This is a genomic window from Paraburkholderia dioscoreae, assembly GCF_902459535.1.
Classification (GTDB): Bacteria; Pseudomonadota; Gammaproteobacteria; order Burkholderiales; family Burkholderiaceae; genus Paraburkholderia; species Paraburkholderia dioscoreae.
In genome coordinates, this window is record NZ_LR699553.1 from 714,395 (window position 1) to 735,506 (window position 21,112).

The 21,112-nt window shown below is 63.0% G+C and carries 18 protein-coding genes; 11 read left to right on the forward strand and 7 right to left on the reverse strand.

Annotated elements, in window-relative coordinates:
• Window position 1 precedes the first annotated feature (1 nt).
• From PDMSB3_RS03275 to PDMSB3_RS03285, 3 genes are all read left to right on the forward strand, one after another.
• Window positions 2-961 carry a GDP-L-fucose synthase family protein gene (locus PDMSB3_RS03275; protein ID WP_165184572.1) on the forward strand — a complete coding sequence of 320 codons (960 nt, stop codon included), beginning with the start codon at window positions 2-4 and terminating at the stop codon, window positions 959-961.
• 113 nt (window positions 962-1,074) lie between these two features.
• Window positions 1,075-2,217: a glycosyltransferase family 4 protein gene (locus tag PDMSB3_RS03280; protein WP_165184575.1), complete on the forward strand. Its 1,143-nt coding sequence runs from the start codon at window positions 1,075-1,077 to the stop codon at window positions 2,215-2,217.
• Between the two features lie 57 nt (window positions 2,218-2,274).
• Window positions 2,275-3,636 (forward strand): glycosyltransferase WbuB, encoded by a 1,362-nt coding sequence (locus tag PDMSB3_RS03285; protein ID WP_165184578.1) that lies wholly within the window; start codon window positions 2,275-2,277, stop codon window positions 3,634-3,636.
• Between the two features lie 31 nt (window positions 3,637-3,667).
• Here PDMSB3_RS03285 and PDMSB3_RS03290 read toward each other — a convergent pair whose 3' ends face one another.
• Window positions 3,668-4,168 carry a hypothetical protein gene (locus PDMSB3_RS03290; protein ID WP_165184580.1) on the reverse strand — a complete coding sequence of 167 codons (501 nt, stop codon included), beginning with the start codon at window positions 4,166-4,168 and terminating at the stop codon, window positions 3,668-3,670.
• A 185-nt stretch (window positions 4,169-4,353) separates the two neighbouring features.
• Between PDMSB3_RS03290 and PDMSB3_RS03295 the strand changes: the two genes are divergently transcribed.
• Window positions 4,354-4,974, forward strand: coding sequence for a DapH/DapD/GlmU-related protein (locus PDMSB3_RS03295; protein ID WP_165184583.1), 621 nt, complete (start codon window positions 4,354-4,356; stop codon window positions 4,972-4,974).
• A gap of 222 nt (window positions 4,975-5,196) precedes the next feature.
• The gene (locus PDMSB3_RS03300) at window positions 5,197-6,936 is read left to right on the forward strand and encodes an FAD-dependent oxidoreductase (RefSeq protein ID WP_165184585.1); all 1,740 of its coding nucleotides are present in this window, start codon (window positions 5,197-5,199) and stop codon (window positions 6,934-6,936) included.
• Window positions 6,937-7,057: 121 nt separating this feature from the next.
• On the opposite strand, the gene PDMSB3_RS03305 is transcribed toward PDMSB3_RS03300, so the two are convergent.
• Window positions 7,058-8,272 carry a glycosyltransferase gene (locus PDMSB3_RS03305; protein ID WP_165184587.1) on the reverse strand — a complete coding sequence of 405 codons (1,215 nt, stop codon included), beginning with the start codon at window positions 8,270-8,272 and terminating at the stop codon, window positions 7,058-7,060.
• Entirely contained in the window at window positions 8,269-9,762 is a 1,494-nt protein-coding gene (locus tag PDMSB3_RS03310) for an O-antigen ligase family protein (RefSeq protein ID WP_165184590.1), read from the reverse strand. Before PDMSB3_RS03310 ends, PDMSB3_RS03305 begins: the two co-directional genes overlap by 4 nt.
• Window positions 9,763-10,140: 378 nt before the next feature.
• Here PDMSB3_RS03310 and PDMSB3_RS03315 point away from each other — a divergent pair, with 378 nt between their 5' ends.
• Window positions 10,141-11,292, forward strand: coding sequence for an acyltransferase family protein (locus tag PDMSB3_RS03315; RefSeq protein ID WP_165184593.1), 1,152 nt, complete (start codon window positions 10,141-10,143; stop codon window positions 11,290-11,292).
• Between the two features lie 120 nt (window positions 11,293-11,412).
• Here PDMSB3_RS03315 and PDMSB3_RS03320 read toward each other — a convergent pair whose 3' ends face one another.
• Window positions 11,413-12,603 (reverse strand): glycosyltransferase, encoded by a 1,191-nt coding sequence (locus tag PDMSB3_RS03320; protein WP_405044835.1) that lies wholly within the window; start codon window positions 12,601-12,603, stop codon window positions 11,413-11,415.
• A 341-nt stretch (window positions 12,604-12,944) separates the two neighbouring features.
• Between PDMSB3_RS03320 and PDMSB3_RS03325 the strand changes: the two genes are divergently transcribed.
• Entirely contained in the window at window positions 12,945-14,198 is a 1,254-nt protein-coding gene (locus PDMSB3_RS03325) for an oligosaccharide flippase family protein (RefSeq protein ID WP_165184599.1), read from the forward strand.
• A complete protein-coding gene (locus tag PDMSB3_RS03330; protein WP_165187331.1) occupies window positions 14,198-15,271 on the forward strand; it encodes a glycosyltransferase family 4 protein in 1,074 nt (357 codons plus the stop codon). The genes PDMSB3_RS03325 and PDMSB3_RS03330 overlap by 1 nt, the downstream gene beginning before the upstream one ends.
• 55 nt (window positions 15,272-15,326) lie before the next feature.
• On the opposite strand, the gene PDMSB3_RS03335 is transcribed toward PDMSB3_RS03330, so the two are convergent.
• From PDMSB3_RS03335 to PDMSB3_RS03345, 3 genes are all read right to left on the reverse strand, one after another.
• On the reverse strand, window positions 15,327-16,454 hold the full coding sequence (locus PDMSB3_RS03335; RefSeq protein WP_165184601.1) for a hypothetical protein: 1,128 nt from the start codon (window positions 16,452-16,454) through the stop codon (window positions 15,327-15,329).
• A 79-nt stretch (window positions 16,455-16,533) separates the two neighbouring features.
• Window positions 16,534-17,136, reverse strand: a complete 603-nt coding sequence (locus PDMSB3_RS03340) for a hypothetical protein (protein WP_165184604.1) — start codon at window positions 17,134-17,136, stop codon at window positions 16,534-16,536.
• Window positions 17,137-17,397: 261 nt separating this feature from the next.
• Complete coding sequence (locus PDMSB3_RS03345; protein ID WP_232064095.1) at window positions 17,398-17,745, reverse strand: DUF6566 family protein; 348 nt, start codon at window positions 17,743-17,745, stop codon at window positions 17,398-17,400.
• Between the two features lie 255 nt (window positions 17,746-18,000).
• Here PDMSB3_RS03345 and PDMSB3_RS03350 point away from each other — a divergent pair, with 255 nt between their 5' ends.
• From PDMSB3_RS03350 to PDMSB3_RS03360, 3 genes are all read left to right on the forward strand, one after another.
• Complete coding sequence (locus tag PDMSB3_RS03350; protein ID WP_165184607.1) at window positions 18,001-18,198, forward strand: hypothetical protein; 198 nt, start codon at window positions 18,001-18,003, stop codon at window positions 18,196-18,198.
• 48 nt (window positions 18,199-18,246) lie between these two features.
• Window positions 18,247-18,627, forward strand: a complete 381-nt coding sequence (locus PDMSB3_RS03355) for a TraR/DksA family transcriptional regulator (protein WP_165184610.1) — start codon at window positions 18,247-18,249, stop codon at window positions 18,625-18,627.
• A gap of 184 nt (window positions 18,628-18,811) precedes the next feature.
• Complete coding sequence (locus tag PDMSB3_RS03360) at window positions 18,812-21,094, forward strand: FdhF/YdeP family oxidoreductase (RefSeq protein ID WP_165184613.1); 2,283 nt, start codon at window positions 18,812-18,814, stop codon at window positions 21,092-21,094.
• The last annotated feature ends 18 nt before the right edge of the window (window positions 21,095-21,112 follow it).

Consider the following 21,112-nt stretch of genomic DNA (forward strand, 5'->3'; position numbering starts at 1 on the left):
GATGAACAAACAAGCACGCATCTTTGTTGCGGGCCACCGGGGCATGGTCGGCTCCGCGCTCGTCAGGCGCCTTGTCGCCGACGGGTATCAGAACGTGATCACCCGTTCGCGTCAGGAGCTCGATCTGACGGATCAGGGGGCCGTGAATCGCTTCTTCGAAAGCGAAAGGATCGACGTAGTGTTGCTCGCGGCCGCGCGCGTGGGCGGCATTCTCGCGAACGCGACCCGGCCGGGTGAGTTCATCTATGAAAACCTGGTGATCGAAACCAACGTGATTCATGCGGCGTACCGCGCCAGGGTCGAGCGACTGGTGTTCTTCGGTTCCTCGTGCATCTATCCGAAGCAATGTCCGCAGCCGATCCGCGAGGAGTATCTGCTGACTTCGCCGCTGGAGCCGACCAACGACGCCTACGCGATCGCGAAGATCGCCGGCGTCAAGCTGTGCGAAGCCTACAACCGCGAGTACAACACCCAGTACGTCGCGTTGATGCCGACCAATCTGTATGGTCCGAATGACAACTACGACCTGAACAGCAGCCACGTGTTGCCGGCGCTGCTGCGCAAGGCGCACGAAGCGAAGCTGAACGGTGACCCCACGTTGTCGGTGTGGGGTTCGGGCACGCCGCGCCGCGAGTTCCTGCACGTCGACGATCTCGCCGCGGCCACGCTGTTCGTGCTCGAACACAACGTGACAGAGGGACTCTTCAACGTCGGCGTGGGTGAGGATCTGTCGATTCGCGAACTGGCCGAATGCATCTGCAAGGTGGCCGGCTTCGACGGTGAACTCGTGTTCGACACCTCGAAACCCGACGGCACACCCCGCAAGCTGCTCGACGTCTCGCGGCTCGTGCAAATGGGCTGGCAGGCAACTATCGCTCTCGAGGACGGTATCGCATCCACGTATCGGGATTTCGTCGAATCACACGCCGGTTCGACGCCCGTTGCCGCCGTCGAGGCTTAGCCGCACGAATTGACGCTTCAGCGCGGGTTTGCCGTAAAGGACCGCCTGGAACGCTATGCATGCGCACCAACGCGCGATGCACGCAGGACGATTTTTCGAGGAGTGGCATAAAAATGACAGCGTCAGTCACGATCTTCCACAACGTGGTGTGGTCGCGCCACAAGGGTGTCGTGTTTTCCGCCTTGCATAACATTTCGGCTTCCGGAGCGATTCGCTATTCGATGGTGCAGATCGCGGATACGGAGCACGACCGCGTCGGTTTTTCCGACGTCGATTATTCGTTTCACCGGTATCCGATGCAAAAGCTCTTCGACGGCTGCTACGAAGACGTGCCGACCATGAAGCTGATCGCGCGGCTCACGTGGGAAGTCTTGCGCACCAAGTCGGATCTGATCGTGCTGCCCGGCTACCACCGGCCCGAATATTGGGCGATGCTCGCAGCCTGCATCGTGACCGGAAAACGGCGCGCGGTGTTCTGCGATTCGACCGCGCGCGACCGGCCCAAGAAGCTGCTGACGTCGATTCCCAAGCGTGTGTTTTTCTCGCTGTGCGACGGCTATTTCGGTTTCGGCGAGCGCAGCCGCGAGTATCTGCTGTCGCTCGGCGCGAAGCGCGACAAGATTTTCGTGCCGTGCCAGGCGGCCGCGCTGCCGGGTTCGTTTTCGCCGGAACGTGCGCTAGTCGAGCGGGTCGCCGCTCGCGCGGGTAATCCACCGGTGTTTCTGTTCGTGGGACGCCTGTCCGAAGAGAAAGGTATTGGCACGCTGATCGAGGCGCTTGCCGGATTGCGGCGACGGATTCCGGCGGCGAAGCTGCGCATTGTCGGCACCGGCCCGATGGCCGACGTGTTGCATGCGAAGGTGGCCGAGCTCGAACTCGGCGACGCGGTGACGTTCGTCGGCAGTTTGCAGGACGAGCCGCTAACACAGGAGTATTACGGCGCAACCTGCATGGTCCTGCCGAGCTACAGCGAACCGTGGGGACTGGTGGTCAACGAAGCGCTCGCGCACGGTTGCCCGGCGGTGGTCAGCGAGAGCTGCGGCTGCGTGCCGGAACTGGTGATCGACGGGGTGAGCGGCTACGCGTTTACAGCGGGCGACGTCGCCGGGCTGCAGCGCACCATGCTCAAGGCAATGGAGGCGTTCGCCGATGCGGGCGGCACCGCGCGACGGTGCATGGATGTGATTCGCCGTTTCGACCCGCCTTCCGCGGCTGCCAATATCGCCCGTGGTTGTGCGTTGATGTTGAGCGATTGAGTCGCCCCGCACAACCGCGTCGCGCGCACGAAGCCCTAACCCGTTCTGGCAGTCACGATGAAGATACTGATCTACGGCATCAACTATGCGCCTGAACTGACGGGGGTGGGCAAGTACACGGCGGAAATGGCCGTGCTGCTGGCTGAGCGCGGGCATGAAGTGCGCGTGGTGTGCGCGCCGCCGTATTACCCCGAGTGGCGCGTTGCAGAGGGCTACGCGTCGTGGCGGTATCAGCACGAGACGCGCGACGGCGTGGCGATCTGGCGCGCACCGCTGTGGGTGCCGTCGCGCCCGAGTGGCCTGAAGCGCATGCTGCATCTGGCCACTTTCGCGGCGACTTCGTTACCGTTGCTCGCATGGCAGGCGCTGTGGCGTCCGCACGCGGTGATGCTGATCGCGCCGACCTTGATGTGTGCGCCGGCCTCGCTGATGCTCGCGCGTATCACACGCGCGAGTGCATGGCTGCATATTCAGGACTACGAGGTCGATGCGGCCTTCGATCTGGGTCTGCTGAAAAGCTCGCGCGCGGCCCGCACGGCACGCTGGATCGAAAGCGCGTTGCTGAAGCGCTTCGATGCGGTGTCGTCGATTACGCGGCAGATGAGTGCGCGCGCGACGGCCAAGGGTGTCGATGCATCGAAGGTGGTCTGCCTGCCGAACTGGGTCGATGTGTCGACTATTTTCCCGCTGGCACGGCCGAGCGAGTTCCGTCGTCTCCTCGGGATTCCCGCGGAGCAGAAAGTGGTGCTGTACTCCGGCAACATGGGCGCTAAGCAGGGCATTGAAACACTCGCCGACGCGGCGGTCGCGCTCGCCGCCCGTCCCGACCTCACCTTCGTGTTCTGTGGCAGTGGCGCCGCGAAAGAGAATCTGCTCGAACGCTGCTCCGGTTTGACGAATTGCGTGTTCATGCCGCTGCAACCGGTGGAACGCCTGAACGAACTGCTCAATCTCGCCGATATTCACGTACTTCCGCAACGCGGCGACGCGGCGGATCTGGTCATGCCGTCCAAGCTCACCGGAATGTTCGCGAGCGGCCGCGCAACCATCGCAATGGCGCGCCGAGGCACGGCACTCTACGAAGCCGTGGCGCCGCGCGGCGTGGTCGTGCCGCCGGGCAACGTGAAAGCGCTGGCGGCGGCGATCACCGTACTGGCCAGCGATGCGGAACGGCGCACGGCGCTCGGCAAGGCCGCGCGCAATCACGCGGAGCGCGCTCTCTCGCCGGAGTCGACGATTCGTACCTTCGAGGAACGGCTCGCGGTGCTGCTGCGTGAGTCGGGGGGGAAAGATGCGAAAGGCGCGAAAGGCGCAACTCGTGCGACGGGCGCGCCATCCTCTTTTGGCCCGCGGCCTTCAGGTGCCGCGGGCCGGCCGCGAGGCAAACCGGCCACGGCGGAGGAAGCCGCGCCGGATTGATCCGGTACGCGGCCTGGTCATGAAGCTGATATCACCACGGAGAGCGATAAACGCCGCGCTTGCCCGCATAGGGATCGGCATAAGCGGCGGTTGCCGCGCCTTCGGGCGTCAGGGTAGCGGGGTTCGGGCGGCCTGGCTGGCCGGCCACGCGCACCTGGCCGTTGGCCGCCGCGGCCGGCGCTTTGCGCTGACTTTTGCCGAGCGCCGGTTGTGCGCCCTGGCCGCCGCCCAGCACCGTCATGCGTTGCGTGTCGAGCAGCGCGTTGCGCTGGGCGTCGTCGGTATTGCCTTGCATGTTGTCCGTGCCGTATGGGTTCGGTGCGCCGAGCAGCGCCTGCTCGCTGTTGCGATGCGCGGCGCGCCGGTTGGCGGGAAGCTGTGCGTTGACGCCATAGTCGTTGGTGGCGGTCGCGGCGGGAGCGGGTGCGGCCGCTGCGGGATTGGGCGCGGCATTCTGCGCGAACGCCGGCAACCCGCACGATGCGATCGCGAAAAACATCCAGGTAGCGGTGTGTCGAAGCGAGGTGGTCATCTTGTTCCCCAGGGAGATGCTGTCGGGATAAAGCTATCGTGCGCCAACCGGTACGCGTGTAGCCGCCAAAACGCTTGCCGGCACGGCCACAGTGCAAAGTCCCGCAAGGCGCCGCAACATAATGTAATGAGTTTGCCTGGCAGGCCTGCGTATGTTTACCACTGTTCGTGGTTCGGAGAAAGCTGATGGGTAACGTTGCCGACGATCCGCAGATCGGACGCGTGCCGCAAGCCGGAGGCGCGTGCGAAAACGGCCGCGTCATCGATCTGGGGCAGGCCGGAAAGGGAAACTATCAGGCAAAGCGCGGCGCGCTCGTCGAACTCATCTGGTTCGTGCTGGAAGCCTGCGTGATCAACAACAAGCTGCTGCCGCTTTCATCCGTGCGCGTTGCGTTGTTGCGCCTGTTCGGCGCGAAGATCGGTACAGGCTGCCGCTTTGTGCATCCGCTGCGCGTGAAGGCACCGTGGAATCTCGAAGTGGGCGACAACTGCTGGTTCGGTGTGGATGTCTGGATCTATAACCAGACGCTGATTCGCATCGGCTCGAACGTGTGCATTTCTCAAGGCACGTTCCTCACCGCCGGCTCACACGATATGAGCACCACGATGGATCTGCACGTCGCGCCGATCGTCATCGAGGACGGCGTCTGGATCACTTCGAAGTGCGTGGTGCAAATGGGCGTGACGATCGGCCGTTCGGCGGTCGTGACACCTTCGTCGGTCGTGCATCGTTCGCTGGAGGCCGAGGGCGTGTACGGCGGAAATCCATGCCGTTTTATCAGGAAACGGTTCGACTCCGTGACCTGAGCCACAGACATAGAACCACAGCGTTCGTACGCTGGGGAGGCCGAGGTCGTATTGCCGGAATGTGGGTTGCCGCAAAGGGATTGTCGCGCTATCTGGCGAGCGGCATCCGCTGGCGGTTGCAAAGCAGGGTCCGGTTGCGACGTTTGCGTGGCCTGGTTGCCAGCGCTGGCTGGCGAACCGTGACGCGCTCAGGAAATGCGTGAAGAAGATGGGGAGTAGGGGATGTTCATCGATACGCGTACTGTTGAACAAAACACGGTCATTGAAACGACGGTCTGCATCATCGGCGCAGGCGTCGCGGGAATTACGCTCGCGCTCGAAATGTCGCGGGCCGGTATCGATGCCTGCGTGCTCGAAAGCGGCGGCTTCGGACCTGACGACGCGACCCGCGATCTTTATCGCGGCGAGAACATCGGGCTTCCCTACACGTTTGCGGACGGCTCGCGCAGCCGGTATTTCGGCGGCAGCAGCAACTGCTGGGGCGGCTGGTGCCGCCCGCTCGACCCCTGGGACTTCGAAAAGCGCGACTGGATCGCGCACAGCGGCTGGCCGTTCGGGCTCGATGAACTGGCGCCTTATTATGCGCGCACGCATGAACTGCTGAAGCTCGGCCCGCAGAATTTCGACCCCGCGTACTGGGAGCGCGAGATTGGGCGCCAGGACGTGCGCCGCCTGCCGCTCGCCACCGGCGATATGCGCGATACCGTCGCGCAGTTCAGCCCGCCGGTGCGCTTCGGCAAGACGTATCGAGAAGAACTGTCGCGCTCCACGCGAGTGCGCGTGTTCCTCCATGCGAACGTGCTCAATATCGACGCCGACGCACAAGGCACGACGATTTCCGCGGTGAAGATAGGCACGATCAGCGGCCGCAGAATCTCGATGACTGCGAGGATTTTCGTGCTGGCTACAGGCGGCATTGAAAACGCGCGTTTGCTGCTCGCGTCGAACAATGTGCAGGCCGCCGGTCTCGGCAATGCCAACGATCTGGTCGGCCGCTATTTCATGGATCATCCGCGCATGATGTCGGGCAAAGTGCGCTTCCGTCCGGGCATTGCGCGTAACAAGCTGTACGACATCAAGTATCACTACCAGAATGCGGCGGTGTCGGCGCACGGCACGAAGATCTCGTCGCAGTTCGCGCCGAAACAGGAATGGATGGAGCGCGAGAAGCTGCTCAATTCACGCGTCTGGCTCTACTCGAAATGGTACGGCGAAGGCAGCGCGGGTTCCGAGGCGCTGATCCGCTGCAAGGAAGCGCTGATGGGCAAGGATCAGCCTGGCCGCAGCCTGAAGCGCGACATCGAAACCATGATTGCGCACCCGCTGCACACCGTCGGTTTCGGTTTGACGCGGCTGTTGCAATGGCCCGCGCTGATCACGGACGTGACGCTGCAGGCTATCGTCGAAGCGGTGCCCAATCCGGATAGCCGCGTGACATTGTCGGCGGACAGGCGCGACCACTTCGGCATGCCGCGCGTGCGGGTGGAGTGGCGCCTCGGCGAACAGGTGCAGCGCACTTTCGACAAGACGTTCCAGTTGCTCGCACAGGAATTGCGGATGGCGAACGTCGCGGACGTCACGCTCGACGAGCCGCTCGAAGGCCGGACGTGGCCGGCGAAACTGGAAGGCACATGGCACCACATGGGCACCACGCGCATGCACGATTCGCCGCGCGAGGGCGTGGTCGATCGCGATTGCAAGGTGCACGGGATCAGCAATCTGTACATTGGCGGCAGTTCGGTGTTTCCGACTGTCGGCGCCAATTTTCCGACCATCACGATTGCGGCGCTGGCGCTGCGTCTCGCCGGTCATCTGAAACGGCAGCTCGATTTGCCGGAGCTCGTCGGCGATACACGGGGCGAAGCGGCGAACAGCGCCGCCATGTCGCTTCAGGCGCCGCCTCAGGTCGATACGTTGCCGATCGCGGCCTCGACCTTGACGCCGTTGATGAAGGAGCAGTGAACGCGCAATGAAGACGGCCGAAGCTGGCGCGTATTGGGCGCGTTAGCTTCGGTTTGAGCGGTAGCGCCGTGAGGTTGTGAGCTTCCGCGCGGTTTGCTGCGCGTGTGATCGACCCCGCGCGTCAGCGGCTTTGCTGGGTCGCTTCGCGCAGCGTGGTGAGCGTGTTTTCGCGCACTTCTTCGTGGCTACCCTTGGACTCCAGCAGGGCAGTCAGTGAACTGACCATAGTCTCGACCCGGAAGCGCGCATTGAATGTGCGGGCCGCCTGCGCACGCATTGCTTCGCGAGCCGTGTCGTCCAGATCGAGCCAGCGTACGAGATTCTTTTCCGTACCGTCGACGGTATCCGCGGCTACCATCCCCGCGCCGTCGGCTTCGATCTCGCGCCATACGTTGACCTTGTCGGAGATCAGCGCCGGCAGTCCGCAGCCGAGCGCCTCGGCCACCGCCACGCCGAAATTCTCCTGATGCGACGGCAGAATGAACACGTCGCTCGCATGAAAAGCGCCCCACTTCAGCTCGCCTTGCAGCATGCCCGGCAGACTCACGCGATGCGCGACACCGGCTGCCTGCGCCCGGGTGCGCAGTGTCGCGCCCCAGCCGGTTTCGTCCGGACCGGCGATCACGAGGTGCAGCGTCTGATCGCGGCTGGCAATGCGTGCGAATGCGTCGATCAGCAGATCGCAGCCTTTCTTCGCGTGCACACGGCCGAGAAACAGCACGATGCGCTTGCCGCGCAAACTCGGTACGGCCTGCAGGAATGCTTGGCGCAGCGGTGCGGCTTCGAGTTGCGGCACGCTCGCGCCGAACGGCACGATGCGTTCATGCGCCTTGTACAGCCAGAACGACTGGCGCGCCCGCGTGCGCTCTTCTTCGGTCGTGAAGATGACGGCGCGCGCATCGCGCAGTACCCGATATTCGGCCCACGGCCAGTACAGCCACTTCTTCAGATGCTTGAGCGGGTAAGCCTCCTTGAACCACGGGTCCAGCATGCCGTGCACGTACACGTAATACGGCACGTCGCTGCCGTGCAGTGCTTTCCATGCCGCGAAGCCGTGGTATTGCCACAAGCCGTGGACGATCACCGCGTCGAAGCGTTTCGCGTTGGCGGCGAGCCAGGGCGCGAGGCGCTCGCTGAAGCTGTAGCGGCCCCTCGTCGGGCCGAACGCGTGGACCGGAAACGGGAAAGCCGCAAGGTAGGCCTCGCTGGGCGCGTCGCAGGTGGCCACTTCGATTTCGTGGCCGGCTTCCTGCATGGCCGCGCCACTGCGGCGAACGCCTTCAACCGGACCGCCGGCGCGTGGATCGACGCTTGCAAGCAGGTGGAGAATTTTCATCGGGCGATATCGGGTCGGTTGGAGCGATGCCTGGGCGGCGTGTGCGAAACGAGGGCGCCGAACTGGCTGGAATCGCGCGCGGTATTGGCCGTGCGCGACATGCCGAGCGTGGACGGCAGATCGGCGCGGCCCATTCCGGGTTGGATCCTGCCGGGCAATTCAGGCATTACGTCCGGACGCACGTATGGCGGGCGGCGCAAGCGCTTCGCGCGCGCCGGCAGTGCACGCTGCAAACGCGCGTGAGTGGCGATCATCAAGCCGAGCGCGACGCCGAATATCAGGCCCGAAAAACGCGGCCCGAGCGGATTGCCGCCGATCGAGGTGGCGGGTAACGCGGCAAACAGCATGATGGCGCGCCCCAGCACCGGCAACATGGGCGCGTCGGGCACAACCGAGCGCCAGTATCGATACGAGAAGAAGCAGATCGCCAGCGCCGCGAGCGTGACCAACGGCATGGCGAGGCCGAACAGCAGGCCGCCGGCGAAGAACTGATAGACCCAGAAGTTGTGTCCCGCGGCCCATTCATTGATCGCATAGAAGTCTTTCTCGCTGATCTGGCCGGCGAGATCCGGCAGATAGACCGGCGAGTAACGATAGTAATGGCCGTAGCCTTCGCCGAACCATAACGCCGCCGGGTCCGCCGTCACCTGATCGTACTGGTCACGCATTTCCGCGAGACGCGTGATGGTGGTCGGATCCTTGCCGGAGCGGGTTTCCTCGGAAGCGAAAATGCGCTGCGTCCAGTGCTCGGCGACGGTCGGGAAACTCAAGGCGGCGACGCCCGCCATGCCGGCGAGCACGGCACCGATGATGATGCTGCGGCTCATGGCGCGCCAGATATGCTGGATCGACGGCGCGCTGAGCGCCACGGCGATCAGGAACAGCAGCACGGTGCCGACCAGCACGCTGCGGGTGACGCTCAGCAGCTCAATCAGGATGCTAAGCGCGAACACGCCCACGGTAAAAAGGGAAAAACGCTTCGCCACCACGAATTCGTGCAGCAACACGCCTTGCAAACCCAGCAGGGTCACGGAGAGGATACGGAAACGCACGTCCTCGAGATCGCCGCCCGTGGCCATACCGTAGACCATGGTGAACACGAGGCTGATCACATTGGCGACGAACAGGGCTTTTTCGAACTGGCCGATGCGAAACTCGCTCCACGGGCGGCACGCCACGAGATAGCCGAGCATGAAGAGGATGAACGGCAGCAGCACCCGCAGATAGTTGCCGGAATCATTGTCCTGAACCAGTTGCGCGACGATGCTGCCGAACACGCACAGCATCATGCTCCACGTAACGGCCGAGCGCAGCCGCGAACGCTCGTGAAAGCGCGGTGCGATGAGAAGCAGAGCAATCCCCGCGGCGATCGCCGGAAGGACGAAGATGAATTGCGCGAAGTGACCTGTATTCGCGTCGGTCGCCTTATAGTCGAACGCAAGCGGTATCAGGAAAATCCATATCCAGGGCGTTGCATACTGATGACGCATTACCGATTCCTCCCCGTCGCGTTCGGTCCGCCGTCGGTCTTTAGCGGACGGTCTCGCATCGGGTTATTTTGAAGGAATCTCCACGCCCGTTAGTTGGCTGGGCCGCATTCGTCGAACATTGCCTGGGTTCTGGCGGCAACGGAAAGCGCATGCTCTGCAAGACGTGCGCAAACTTGCGTATGTTGTCGGCCAATGCCTTGAAGTTGGCGCGCACGCACGCTTGCCGACACCGAATATGCAAAAAGGGCCGTGCCCTGCGAGAGAGACTGCAACCAGCTTGCATGGGACCGGAGCAACGCGCAACTCCGGTCGACAGCATTTGCATAGGACCAGAGTAAGGCGCTGACGCGCCAACTCGGGTCGATAGGGGAGAACAACATGAAATTATTCGGCGGGGCGGGACCCGCAACAGCCGGGCGGGCGGTCGAGTTGGACTTCGTGCGCGGCATTGCCATCATCATGGTGATGGGTTTTCACTTTCATGCTGTTCATACCGGCAATTACCTCATCCAGATTATTGAGTACCCGCTGAAGAATTTCGGCCGCGAAGGTGTGAACCTGTTCTTTACGCTCAGCGGCTTTCTGGTGGGCGGGCTGCTGCTTCGGCAGTACGCCGAAACGGGCCATGTGGATGCGCGCCGTTTTATCATCCGGCGGATTTTCCGTATCTGGCCCGCGTATTACGTGCTGATCATCTTTCATGTGCTGGCCGGAAGGCACCCGTGGAATACCTTCCTGATCCAGAACCTGACTCACCTGCAGAATTATCTGGGTACGTCGATTACGCAGACCTGGAGTCTTGCGGTTGAAGAACACTTTTATCTGGTGCTGCCCGCGCTGCTGCTTCTGTTCGCGCGCTGGCGTCTCGGCGCGTGGACGATCGTCGGCGTGCTCACAGGGATCTGCGCAGTGGTGCTCACCGCGCGGTGCTTCGCCGTCGCGGGCGGCAATCTCGAGGCGGCATTCGCGTACACGCAATACCGTATCGACAGTTTGCTGGTCGGCGTGATCCTTTCCGCGATCTACTGGATGAAGCCGGGCGTCTACCACCAGCTTGCAAAGCGCAAGTGGCTGCTGATCTTCAGCGTCGTCCTGCTTTGCGCATGGCTCGCGTTCGCCACGAAGAATCTCGCACTGGATGAAAGCATCGGCTACACGATCCAGGCAATCGGCTTCGCCGCGCTGATCGTGCTGGTGCTGGAGTACTCCGGATCGCTGCGTACCTTGTGGATCTATCGCGGCGTGGCCTGGATCGGCCTCTATTCGTACGGTATTTACTTGTGGCATTCGCTCGCGCTCGCACCCGGCGACATGCTGATTCGCAAAGCGACCGCAATGGGGCTCGCGCCGAGCCTCATCTGGGTTGTCGCCCTCACGGCGCAGTTTGCGATCGCGATTGCGATCGGCTACGTGACCACGCGTGCGATCGAGTATCCGTTCCTGCTCATGCGCAACGCGCTGTTCCCGGAAAAGCGCAGCAGTTCGGTGCGCGAGGAAGTGCCCGTCGCCGCCGGTGGCCAGTTGTCCTGAGTGCAAGGGAATGTGGCCGGCTACGCGCGTATCCGGCCATTGACTGACGCGCTATGTGCAGAGGCGTCCATCGTATCGATGGACGCCTCGCGTTTTTTTGGAAAGCCCGCTACTGCGTAATCAGGCCATCTGCTGCAGCAGGGTCTGCTTGAACTGGCCGAGCGTATGGCGCGACAGCAGATCGTCGCGTGCGGATGGCGCGGCTTGCGGCGCGTGCGGCCATGAAGTCATCGTTTCATTGATCGCACGGCCGATCGACGCGGAGCTCAGGTCGCTCAGAATCGGCCCCAGTTCGCAACGCCGGCTGAACCAGCCGATCAAACCGTCTTCCGTCGCGATGACGGGCTTGCCGAAGCGGTACGCCTGCACCAGCACGCCGCTCATGCCGTAGTGTCCCTTATAGCCGAGCCAGACCGCGTCGCACGCGGAGAACAGGTCGCGCTCCGTGTCGTTGGAAATGAAGGCGTCGAGTATCAGCGGCGCGGGCGTGAGGCTGCGCACGTGATTGCGCATGAAGTGTCGCGTGCCCGTGTCCTGTTCGCCGGCGACGATCAGCGTAGGCGCATGGTCGAGACGCGTGAGTGCATGCACCAGTTCGTAGATGCCTTTGCGTTCCGTGATCGCGCCGTATACCAGCAGATAGCGCTGATCGGGATCCAGTCCCAGACGCAGGCGGGCCAGCGCGGGGTTTTCCGCCTGTTCGTCGGGAAAGGGGTCGGCCACGTAGGCGATGGCCGCGCTGTGCTTAGACGTACTGCGCGCCGCCCATTCCGGCAACGTGGGGTCGATCGTCAGCAGCGTGCGCAGGCCGGCGGTGCGGATCGCGCGCTTGAAGAGCTGCGCCTTGACCGCGTTGACGAATGGACGATCGGGCGCCTTGATGCCGACCTTGTGATGATGGAACGTCGCGCGCATCGTGATGCCGATCCACGGCGTGTCGCCGAACGGCGAGCCGAGAAACGGCAGCGAGTAAAAGAAGTAATCGACGTAGGGCACCACCACGAGCCGGATTGCCTGCATGCGGCTGATGATCGTGTACACGCGCTTGAAATAGCGGTGGAAACGCCAGTATTCGTTGGGTTCGCGCAGGCGGTTGCGCGGCCGCTCCTCGGGATCGACAAAGGCGATCTGCTGATCCGGGCGGTTGGCGGCGGTGATCTGCCGCGCAAGCCGGTGATCTTCATTCGCGCATTCGGTCACGAGCATGCACGGATAGCCGGCCTCCGCGCAGGCCTGCATGGTCCACTCGACATATCGCCAGCGGTGGCCGGTGAGATTCGGTTCCACAATCAGGACATAGTCTTGTTCCATTGCGTCGGCAGCCATTTGCGTTGTGTGAAAAAGTGCCCGGGCGCCGGTTCCCGCCCGGCCCTGGCTGAGCAACGTTAGCACTGCCGGAATCCGTGGAACCACTAATTTGCCCCGCTTTGTGGGTAAACGTACTAGGGGGCTCCGGCTTCGGCTGAACCAGCCTAGCTGATGGCGGTTGTTAGCGATTCTCTCGCGGTAAGGTCGTGCTTGGAATTCGATGAAAAATTTCGCCAGCTTGCTGGTGCAACCTAACCGATTATGCGCCGGCGGCGTTCGCAGCGATGCATGAAATCGCTGTGCGTGGCCGATTCGATGGCGCTGCGATTCGACGGAGAAACAGCTTGCGGGCGATCAGGCTTCCGGCGTTCTCGATGGCGGGCAGCTTCGGCGCGAGCGCGGCGACGTGGGTCCTGCTGCAACAGTTCGCCGTGCGTGGACTTGTAGCGATCAAATTCCTTGCGATTGGCCGGATGCTCGGGCCGGCGGCGATCGGCAGCGTGAGCGTGGCTTTGCTCGCGGTGGCGATTGCCGAGGCACTCTCCGATACCGGACTCGCGCAGGCGGTCATTCAGGGCGAACATCCGCCGTCGCGCTCGCAACTCGGTGCGGTGTGGACGACATTGACGGCGCGAGGCGTGCTGATCTCGCTGCTGCTGGTCGCGCTCGCGCCGTTGCTGAGCAGCCAGTTCCATCTGAACGGCTCGCTGGTGCTGATCCAGCTCGCGGCGCTGCTGCCGTTGCTGCGCGGTCTTGCTTCGCCTGCGTATTACGTGGTGCAGCGCGAGCGGCGTTTCCAGCACATCGCCGGAGTGGAAGTGGCGGCGGCGTTCACCGATTGCGCGGTCGGACTCGTGCTCGCGTATTCCGGCGCCGGCGCGGCCTCGGTGCTGATCGGTCTCGTGGCCGGCGAAAGCCTGAAAAGCACGCTGACCTGGGCGACCATGAAACCGCGCCCGCCGATCCGTGCCGTATGGTCGGGCATCGGCCACTATGTCGGCTTCAGCCGCTGGATCTGGGCAAGCAGCGTCATCAATCTGCTGCTCAACCAGTTCGACAAGGTGGTGGTCGGCAAATTACTCGGGCCGGCCCAACTGGGCAGCTATCAGATGTCGTCGCGGCTCGCGCAGATGCTGCTCGCGGATGCCGCGATCGCCATGTCGCAATACCTGTTCCCCACTTTCGCGGCGCATTACCGGCGCAATCCGCAGTCGGCCTCGCGCGTCATCAAGATTTACCTGCTGGTGATCGCGATCGGGCTCGCTGCATTCGTCGCGCTGCTCAGGCTGATCGCCGAGCCGCTGTTCTCGCTGATTCTCGGCGCGGCGTGGCTGCCGGCGGTGCCGCTCTTCAGAATCCTCGTGATCAACATGGCGATCGGTGCGTTGATCGCGGTACTGGTGGCTTACCTGCGCGCGGTGGGCGACGCGAAGGCGACCGTGCATGCGTCGGCGATTCAGGTCGTGGTGCTGCTGTTGAGCGCGCCTCCCGCCGTCCACTGGTGGGGCGTGACGGGCATTGCCTGGTCCATGACGCTGGGCCTTGGCTGCGCCGCCGCGTGGATGCTGTTCCGAACGTTGACGGCAAGGACATCATGATGCGTGTTTTTCATCTGGTCCTTGCGCCGCGGTTGTCGGGAGCCGAAGTCCTGGCCAAGGATCTCGCGCTCGACCAGTGTGCCGAGGGCATGGCGGTGTGCGTGGCTTCGCTGTTGCCGGCGCATGCAGAGTTCGCGCCGCTGCAGGACGACTTGCAGCGCCACGGCGTACAGTGCGTGTTTCCGCGGCGGCGGCATCGCGCGCTGGTCAAGTTGTGCCATCTGTTTGGCGCGGTACGGCGCTTTCGTCCGGATGTGATTTTTGCTCATGCGACCATTCCGTCGTTTTATGCGCGCGCGTTGCCGATGCGTGTGCCGGTGGTCTATGTCATGCATTCGGCGACCAACGACTTCGAGCGCCCGCTGTTCAGACGCGTCGAACATATGCTCTCGGGACGCGCCCGCGTGGTGATCGGCGTGTCGGAGCAGGGCGTGACGGACTACGTGCAGGCCATCGGGCCGCATCCTTCAATGACCGTGGTGCCGAACGGCGTGGACCTCGCGCGCTTCTCGTTTACCGACGGCGGGGAGCGCGACGGCCGCACGCCGCAAGTGGTGCAGATTGGCCGATACGCGGCGGTGAAGAATCAACTGGCGACGGTGCGGGCTTTCAGTGAAGTACTCAGAAAGGGGAAAGACGCGCGTCTGGTGTTGTACGGCGTGGTCGAAGATCCCGACTATCAGCGTGCGGTCGTCGCGCTGGCGAAGGAGCTGGGCATTGCGGAACGCGTCGTGGTAGCCGGCCCGCGCACGGATGTTGCAACTGTGCTGTCGGAGTCGAATGTTTTCGTTATGCCGTCGCAATCCGAGGCGCACAGTGTGGCTTTTCTGGAGGCGCTCGCTTCGGGCGTGCCGATCGTGGCGAGCAAGATTCCGGCCTTCGCCTTCGCGAACGGCTTTCCCGGCGTCCAGTTGGTCGATACCGACAATGTGCAATGCTATGCCGAAGCAGTGATCGCCGCGTTGGGGCAGGAGCGGGCGCAACGCTCGCTGACCGGGCTGACGCTCAGGGATACCGCAGACCGCTATCGTGCGATTGCGCGGCAGGTGAGCCTTGCCGTGCCGGCCCGTTAGCGCGCATCAAACACACCTTCGGCTCGCGGCCGGGCCGCGCGAGGCCACTGCATCATCAATGATGACTGGTCAGTTCGCGCGTGTCGGGTGCCGGTTCAGGTGCGGGCTCTGCGGGCGGCGGAATCTGGAGTTGGGTTTCGTGTTGCGCAAGTGTCACGAGGCGCTGGGCTTCCTTGCTGCTCGAATCGATCTGCAGTGCGGTGCCGGCATTGTGCGAGACGCAGTTCCATCGCGCGATATATCCGCAGCCTCGCGCCAGACTCAGCAGCGCATCGCGCTGCTGCTCGCGCGCGCTCAGTGTCGCGCGCATATTCAACGCATCGCGATTATCGGGTTGCACGGAGATCGCCGCCGCAAGGCGCACTCTGGTCGCCGACAGATTGTTCTGCTGCAGATCGGCACGTGCGGCTCTGAGATGCCTGGACACGTCCGCGCGCGGTTTGTCCGGCGGCTTGCCTGACTGGCCGCCCGGATTGCGTTTTGCATCGGGCTCGACGGATGCGACGCGGCGCGACGAAAGCGGCGGCGTAGCGGCGGCTGGCGGAACCGGCGGCGAACGCACGGGCGCGCTACGAATGGCGGCGACGGTCGTGGATTTCTGCGCGGCTGCACTGGTCGCGGGTTTTTGCGGTAGGGCGGCGGGCGGCGCCTGCGCAAGAATCGTTATGGATTTCTGAGGCGCGGCAGTCACGGATCGCTGGGTAGCCGCCGCCGCGGGCTTCTGGGGAACGACGGCAAGCGGCGCGGCATGCTGTGTCTGCACCTTGCCGGAGACCGCGATGGGGGCGCCGACTTTCGAGTCGCTGCTATGGATGAACCCCAGGTACACCGCGGATGTCACCGTCAGCACCGACGCGGCCAGCACGAGGGGTTGCCGCAGTCGCTGATAGGCGGACACGGCGACAGCCGGTTCCTCGACGAACGCATAGGAGTTGACCAGCGCGCGCGAGGACGGATTCCATAGCTTGCGCGCCGGCAGCCGGCTGTCGACCAGCGGCTGCGGATCGTTCAGTGGCTCGTTTAGCGGGACTTTCAGGGAAGAGCGCGCCGCCGCACGTGCGCCAGGTGCATCGACCGGCCGCTGATGACACGAAGGACAGGGCGTGAAACGACCGGCTAGCGGGACACCGCAGTGTCCGCATCGGGGGGAGTCGTGCTGATCGGAGGTCAAGTCGCTAAGCATCGCCGTGTCGCTAAGGGGCGTCGAATGCCGGCGCCACAATCAGAAAAACAGGGCACCGCAACGAGGCTTGCAAGCAAGGTTACTGTGCGACGACGTAACCCCGCGCCTGCATGCACGCGCCATACGCGGCCCAATACTGTGTCATTGGCGGCTCCGGTGCCGGCAGCGGCGGCAGCTTCACGCCGGATGCCGCCGCTACCTGTGCCGCGCTCGCAGCCGCCGTTTCCGAGGCGCCGTTGTCCGCGCTGGTTGCGGATGCACCCGTGGCGGCCGTAGCCGTGGTCGTGGTGCCTGCCTGAGTCGCGCTCGCCGCTTTGGGCGCTGCGGCACCTTTGGCCGTCGCCGCCGTGGTCGCGGCGGGCGCGCTTGCGCCTGTCGCTTCGGCTGCGGCCGGCATGCTCGCGCCGATCGGCGTGCTCGAGAAGGTGCTGGAAGGCAACGGCGGCCGCGACGGCACGCCGGTCGACGACGTTTTGGTGGCAGCCGGCTTGCGCGGCGGAGTCTGCGGTTCCCGGGCGATGTTGACCTTGGTCTGCCTGTTCGCAGTCGCGTAGCACATCGCGGTATCGATGCTGCGCTGATAAGGGCTTTGACTTCGAATCGGATAGGTAAGCGGCTGCCATGCGAAGGCAGCACTGCTAAACACCACTAGCGTCAGTACGGTATATGTTTTGATTTGCATCGCAGTCGCTCCCGCAGCGATGTTTCGCCTCTCGTAGGCAATCGCGCTTCGCGGTATGTTCTTGATAGCTGCTGATTCTGCCGCTGAACGGCGGCTCACTGCCGCGAAGGCTGCTTTCCTGAGCGTAACACCCTGTATTGTCCGCGCAATACACTGACATAGCGCGCGAAACCGCCATCCTGCAGTCGAATCAAGCCAGATGGATGTGAAATGGCGGAAAAGTCAGGGGTATCCCTGGGCGATGCTGCTTTCCTGCGCGATTTATGGATTGGGCTTGGCGCGGCCCGATTGCTCGACGTCGCGGAACCAGTGTTCCGCGCGCGAGCGCTCGGCAACGGAGGATTGAGGCCGTCGCGCGATCAATTCACGATCGATGAACTGATAGCCCCATTCCACCCCGTCCCTGACGGCTTCCTCTTCAGTCAGCCATTCCGGTTGGGTTGTCATCGGACGGTCATAGACTGGCGTTCCAGCACCTCGACTTATGCTCACGCTCGCCACCCACGCGCCGCGCTCGTTGGGCTCAGGCCGTACGACGATCTCAAACTCGCCGTAAGAAACAGTGCATGTTGGCATCGTTTTCTCCTTTGCAGCGTTCGTGATCGGCATCCGCCGGCATTCGGCGCGGGTGCTTCTCGCAAGAAGCCATCATGCCGCAATTCCGTCACCCCGACAGCAGGATATTCAGCCTGAGCGGCAAACCGCTGTGCGTATGCCGTCGACGGTTTCCATCGGAGAGGCGATGCTTCACTTGGCCATGACTTGCTCGTAGACTTCCAGACGGGATTGCGCGTCTTTAACACCTCGCGAGGTCCGCGAGCAGCGCGGTGAGGCGTGATATATGCCTGATGGGAGGCATTGGCCATGCAGGAATTCGATTTCTACCTTAACCTGAAGAAGCCGACGCTCGGGCTATCTGTGCGCAAGGGCGCCGGCTTGCCCGATCTGGTCGATCAAGGCGACTGGCAATTCGAGGGAAGCGTGTCGCAAAACGAACTGACACCGGCACTCCTGAAGGGACTTGAGGCGAACGGCCACGCATTTCAGGAGTTGGGTGAGTGACGCTTCACGCTACCGCGTGTAAAGCGAATCAACGCAAGGGGGAAAATCATGGCGCAGCAACAGAGTGAGTTGAGTGAAGCGTTCATCGCGCAACAGCGCGAGCGTCTCGAGGCGCTTCGCCGGGAAGTGCTGGGCGAAGAGGAGAACACGCTCTCCGACGAGCAGGCGGCTCAGGAGCAGCATGGCGACGAAGCCGAGGAGTACGAGGACGAAGCGCAGACAATGGCACAGAAGGAGGTCAGCCAGGCGTTGCGTGACGTGAACGATCATCGCATTGCGGACATCCAGCGCGCATTGCAGAAGATCGAGCAGGGCACCTACGGTCTGTCTGACGAGAGCGGTCTGCCGATTCCAAAGGCGCGGCTCGAAGCCACGCCGGAGGCGATCTTCACCGTTGAGGAGCAGAGCCGCCGCGAGACCGGCAAGTGACAGCTTCCCCGTGACGCCTCGCGGCCGGATTCGCCAATGCCTGTCATTGGAAAAATCAATATTTCCTTCTTTATGATCCGTTCATAGAATGGCATTGGCGCAATTGTGGGGCCTTGCGCCGTGGGTGGCGTAAGCCCACTTGAGCCAGCCTCCAGGTCCCCTGAAGCAGTTCATGGAGTCTCCTATGACCACGCGACGCGAAGTTCCGGGAATCCGGCCGTATGACGGTCCTGCTGGCGGTTGGGGAGCGCTGCGGGCGACGGCTCAGGCCGTTCGCACGCAGATGGAGAACATCGAGGCGCCAATTACGCTGATGCGGACCAATCAGCCTGATGGCTTCGATTGTCCGGGTTGCGCCTGGCCGGACAAGGAGCACAAATCCACTTTCCAGTTCTGCGAAAACGGCGCCAAGGCGGTGACATGGGAAGCGACCACCAAGCGGGTGGGACCGGAGTTTTTCCAGAACAATACGGTGTCCTCGCTGCTGCAACGCTCGGATTTCGAACTGGAGGATCTCGGCCGGCTGACACATCCTCTCGTCTACGACCGCGCCACCGACAAATTCCGGGCAGTGGAATGGGAGGACGCCTTCGCTCGTATCGGTGAAGTGCTGCGCGGCTTGTCCTCTCCCGACGAAGCCGAGTTCTATACATCGGGCAGGGCGTCGAACGAGGCCGCCTACCTGTTCCAGTTGCTCGCGCGGGAATACGGCACGAACAATTTCCCCGACTGCTCGAACATGTGCCACGAGCCGACCAGCGTCGGCTTGCCGCAGTCGATCGGGATCGGCAAAGGCACGGTGTCGCTGGACGATTTCGACTCGACCGAGCTCATCCTCTCGATCGGTCACAATCCCGGCACGAATCACCCCCGGATGATGGGCACGCTGCACGAATGCTCACGGCGCAATGTGCCGATCATCGTGTTCAATCCGCTGCGCGAGCGCGCACTCGAACGCTTTGCCGATCCGCAGAGCGTTGTTGAAATGGCGACCTTCGGCTCGACCCGGATCGCGTCGACCTATTTTCAGGTCGACGCCGGCGGAGACGCGGCCGCCCTCAAAGGCATCATGAAAGCGCTCGTCGCGATGGACGCGGAACAGGGAAAAACCGTACTGGACCACGAGTTCATCGCGACACATACCCAGGGTTTCGACGCGTTCGCGGCGGATCTGGAAGCGACCTCATGGGACGACATCGAAAAGGCGAGCGGGCTGACCCGTGAAGATCTCGAAGAGGTCGCCATTGCCTATGCAAAATCGAATGCGACGATTGTCACTTACGGAATGGGCGTGACCCAGCATAACAAAGGCACCGCCAATGTCCGGCTGATTGCCGATCTGTTGCTGTTGCGCGGCAATATTGGCAAGCCGGGCGCAGGCATCTGTCCGTTACGCGGACATTCGAACGTGCAGGGCAACCGGACCGTCGGCATTACTGAAAAGCCTTCCGAAGCCTTCCTCAAGCAGATCGAGAACGTGCTCGGGTTCAAGCCACCCGCGGCACACGGACACGACGCCGTCCAGGCGATGCAGGCGATGATCGCCGGCACGGCCAGGGTGCTGATCTGTCTCGGCGGAAACTTCGCTGTTGCGTTGCCGGATTCCGAGCAGTCGTTTCCCGCCATGAGCAAGCTCGATCTGAGCGTTCACCTCGGCACCAAGCTCAATCGTTCTCACCTGCTTGTGGCCAAAGAAACGTATGTGCTGCCCGTGCTCGGCCGCACGGAACTCGACATACAGGCAAACGGCCGGCAATCCATCACTGTGGAAGATTCGATGTCGATGGTCCACGCTTCTTCGGGCAAGCTGAAACCCGCTTCAGAACATCTGCGATCCGAGCCGGCGATCGTCGCGGGTATTGCCACGGCCGCGTTGCCGAACAGCAAGGTTGCATGGTCGGAACTGGTGGCCGACTACGACAGGATCCGGGATCTGATCGAGCAAACCGTGCCGGGATTCGAAGCATTCAATGCACGAATCCGGGTGCCGGGCGGATTCCGTATGCCGCTTCCCCCGACGGAGCGCGCGTGGCCCACGCCGTCGGGAAAAGCAATGTTCTCGGTGTACGGCGGGGTCAGGGAAGATGCCGACGTGCTCGGCGCTGACAATGTGCTGCGTCTCATCACGATCCGCAGCCACGACCAGTACAACACCACCATCTACGCGCTGGACGATCGTTACCGGGGTGTGTTCGGCCGCCGCGACGTGCTGTTCATGAACGAGGACGATCTGGCCGAACGCGGACTCGAACACGGTGATCTGGTCGACATCGAAACCGTTCTGGCGGGCAGACAGCTTCGCCTGAAGAAGATCACTGCAATCGCGTACAACATCGCGCCGGGTTCGGTGGCGGCCTATTATCCGGAAGCCAACGTGCTGGTGCCGCTCGACTTCATCGACAAGGAAAGCGGCACGCCTTCGTACAAGTCTGTTCCGGTTCATGTCATGCGCTCAGCGGAAATCTGATTTCCTACGCAAATGCTG